The organism is Azoarcus sp. TTM-91, assembly GCF_012911025.1.
In the GTDB taxonomy this organism is placed as follows: Bacteria; Pseudomonadota; Gammaproteobacteria; order Burkholderiales; family Rhodocyclaceae; genus Azoarcus.
The window spans coordinates 1-3,455 of sequence record NZ_WUEI01000211.1; the positions used below are offsets into that span (position 1 = coordinate 1).

At 69.6% G+C, this 3,455-nt stretch carries 3 protein-coding genes; 2 read left to right on the forward strand and 1 reads right to left on the reverse strand.

The annotated features are described in order from the left end of the window. Both GRF61_RS23605 and GRF61_RS23610 read left to right on the forward strand, forming a co-directional pair. Positions 1-705: carbonic anhydrase family protein (locus GRF61_RS23605; RefSeq protein ID WP_248281423.1), on the forward strand; the 705-nt coding region annotated here is incomplete at its 5' end. A 162-nt stretch (positions 706-867) separates the two neighbouring features. Next, positions 868-1,623, forward strand: coding sequence for a response regulator transcription factor (locus GRF61_RS23610; RefSeq protein WP_248281424.1), 756 nt, complete (start codon positions 868-870; stop codon positions 1,621-1,623). Between the two features lie 55 nt (positions 1,624-1,678). Here the strand turns inward: GRF61_RS23610 and GRF61_RS23615 are convergent. Further along, on the reverse strand, positions 1,679-3,455 hold a 1,777-nt coding region (locus tag GRF61_RS23615), incomplete at its 5' end, for an EAL domain-containing protein (RefSeq protein ID WP_211166173.1).

The following is a 3,455-nucleotide window of genomic DNA, read 5'->3' on the forward strand; positions in this document are numbered from 1 at the left end:
GCCCGCCCCATGCCGGTGCTCATGGCCGGCGAAGGTTGGCGCTACGACGGCGAGTCCGGCCCGGACAACTGGGGCAAGCTGCGGCCCGACTGGCGGCTGTGCGCCGAGGGCTTGCGGCAATCGCCGATAGACCTGCGCGACGGTGTGGCGGTGGACCTGGAGCCGGTGAAGTTCGATTACCGCCCGACCCGCTTCCGCATCGCCGACACCGGCAACACCCTGCGGGTGACGGTGGGAGAGGGCATGGGCATCGAGCTGCGCGGGCAGCGCTATGCGCTGGACTCCTTCACCATCCACCGGCCCTCGGAAGTGCGCATCGGCGGCCAGGCTTCCGACATGTCGGTGCAGTTCCTGCACCGGGATTTCGACGGCCGCATCGCCATCGTCTCGGTGCTGCTGGAGCGCGGCACCCAGCCCAATCCGCTGCTGCAGGCGGTGCTGAACAACCTGCCGCTGGAGAAAGGCAGCAACTACATGCCCACCGGCATGATGGACCTGGGCGCCTTCCTGCCCACCAGCCCGGCCCACTATCTCTACCTCGGCTCCTTATCCACGCCGCCGTGCACCGAGGGCGTGAGCTGGGTGGTGCTGAAGCAGCCGGTGCCGGTATCGGATGAACAGATCGCCATCTTCAGCCGCCTCTACCCGCGCAACATCCGCCCGCTGCAGCCCGGCAACGGCCGTTTGCTGCTCGAATCGCGCTGAATATCGTGTCCGCGGCGTGACGGATGCAACGGTATTCGGCCGCTCCGGCGGGTTAGGATGCCCGCCCGCAGGCGGAACCTGCCCGCCCGGGCGGGGCCATCGCGGCGCCGCCCGGCAGCCATCTCCCCTCCGCCGTGTTGCGGCACTCGAATCTTGGTGGATATGAACGTCCTGGAAGACACGCGCATAGGCGCTGGCATCCAGGTCTTCGTCGTCGAGGACGATGAAGACCTGCGTGAAGAGATCGGCCTCGGCCTGGCGGACTTCGGCTTCGCCGTGCAGACCTTTCCCGATCCGCGCGAGCTGTACCGCGGCATGCTCAAGTCGCGCTGCGACATCGTCGTGGTGGACATCGGCCTGCCGGGCGAGGATGGCTTCTCGGTGACCGAGCATCTGCGCTCCATCAGCAACGTCGGCATCGTCATCCTCTCCGGCCGGCGCGGCGTGGAAGACCGGGTGCGCGGCCTGATGGGCGGCGCGGACGCCTGGCTGTCCAAGCCGGCGGACCTGCGCGAGCTGGCGGTGACGCTGGTGAGCGTGCGGCGGCGGATGGCGCTGGTCCCCGCCGGCGGCGAGGTCGAGCCGCCGCCACCACGCGCGCCGCAGCCGGCCGCGCCGGAGTGGGTGCTGACGGTGGATGGCTGGGCGCTGGTGTCGCCCGGTGGGCGTTCGGTGTCGCTGACGCCCTCGGAGCGGCTCTTCATCCAGTGCCTGTTCAACCAGGCCAACGAAGTGGTGCGGCGCGAAGTGCTGGTGGAGGCGATGGGCCACCGCGCCGACTACTACCTCAACCACCGGCTGGACATGCTGGTGAGCCGGCTGCGGCGCAAGATCCAGAGCGAGACCGGCGAGGCGCTGCCGCTGCGGGCGGTGCGCGGCTTCGGTTTCATCCTGTCGCGGCACCAGGCCGGCGGCTGAGGGCGCGGGCGGATTCCGCCTGCCCCGCTTTCCCGGGTTTTTCCGCGGCCGCGGTTCAGGCCGGCTCGACGTGCCGGCTGCGGTATTCCTTCAGCCAGTGCTCGAAGTCGTCCGGCGCCAGCGGCGGCGAGATGCCGTAGCCCTGCACATGGTCGCAGCCCAGCTCGGCCAGCGCGGTGAGCTGTTCCGGCTTCTCCACGCCCTCGGCCACCACCCGACGGCGGAAGGCGCGCGCCAGGCCGATCACGCCTTCGACGATGGCGCGGTCTTCCGGGTCGTCCAGCATCTCGTTGATGAAGGAACGGTCTATCTTCAGCGCCTGCACCGGCAGCTGGCGGCAGTAGGTGAGCGAGGAATAGCCGGTGCCGAAGTCGTCCAGCGCGAAGCGGAAGCCACGGCGGTTGCAGTCGCCGACGATGCGGCTGGCGCGTGACAGGTCCTGCAGCGCAGCGGTTTCCAGGATCTCGAACTCGATCAGGTGCGGGTCCAGCCCCGGGTGGCGCGCCAGCCGCTCGCTCAGCAGCAGGCCCAGCTCCTCCTGCTGCAGCAGCGGGGCGGAGACGTTGACGCTGGCTGGCAGCTCGATGTCGTGGTGCTGCCATTCGGCCAGCTGCTCCAGCACCGCGTCCAGCACCCACTCGTCTACCTCGCGGGCCAGCGTGGTGTCCTGGATGGCGAACAGGAAGGCGGCCGGCGGCAGCAGCCCGCGGGTGGGGTGCTGCCAGCGGATCAGGCCCTCGCAGCCCACCACCATGCGGTTGTCGATGGAGATCACCGGCTGGTAGTGGATGCGGAACTCGCCGCGCTTGAGGCCGTTGCGTATCTCCTGCTGCAGGTTCTTGCGCTTGTGGGACTGCACCTCGTCCACCGAGCCGAACAGCCGCCAGGCGTTGCGGCCGCCCTCCTTGGCGCGGTACATCGCCTGGTCGGCGTGGCGCAGCAGGGTGTCGGCGTCCTCGCCGTCGTCCGGGAACAGGCTCACGCCTATGCTGGCGCTCAGCGGGCTGCCCTCCAGTCCGGCCACCGGGTGGGAGATGACCTCCAGCAGGCGGCCCAGCACCGTCTCCAGTTCGTCCGCGCTGGTGATGTCGCTCAGCAGCAGGGCGAACTCGTCGCCGCCCAGCCGCGCCACCGTGTCGCCGCCGCGCAGATTGGCCTTCAGCCGGGTGGAGATCTCCTGCAGCACCTCGTCGCCGGCGTGGTGGCCGTGGCGGTCGTTGATCGGCTTGAAGCCGTCCAGGTCCAGGTAGCACACCGCCAGCATGGTGCCGTGGCGGCGCGCCTGCGCCAGCGCCTGCTCCATGCGGTCGGAGAACAGCTGGCGGTTGGGCAGCTGGGTGAGCGGGTCGTGGTAGGCGAGGTGCTCCAGCCGCTGCTGGTACTCCTTGATCATGGACAGATCGGAGTAGGTGGCGACGTAGTGGCTGATGCGGCCGCTGCTGTCTCGCACCGCGCTGATCGCAACCAGTTCCGACACCAGCTGGCCGTTGCGGCGGCGGTTGATGATCTCGCCGCGCCACATGCCGGTGCTGCCGATCTCGCTCCACATGTCCTCGTAGAAGGCGCTGTCGTGCCAGCCGGAGCGCAGCAGGTGCGGGGTGCGGCCTATCAGTTCCTCACGCGCATAGCCGCTGGTTTCCACGAAGGCACGGTTGATCTCGACGATGCGGCAGCTGGCGTCGGTCACCACCACGCCGTCATGCACCGTGTCGAACACCCGCGCGGCGATGCGCTCGCGGCGGCCGCGACGCTGGAACAGCGTGGGTTCGTTGGCGGACGGTCGCTTCAGCGGGGCAGGGCCGGTACGGGAACGAGGCATGCGGTGGGGGCGG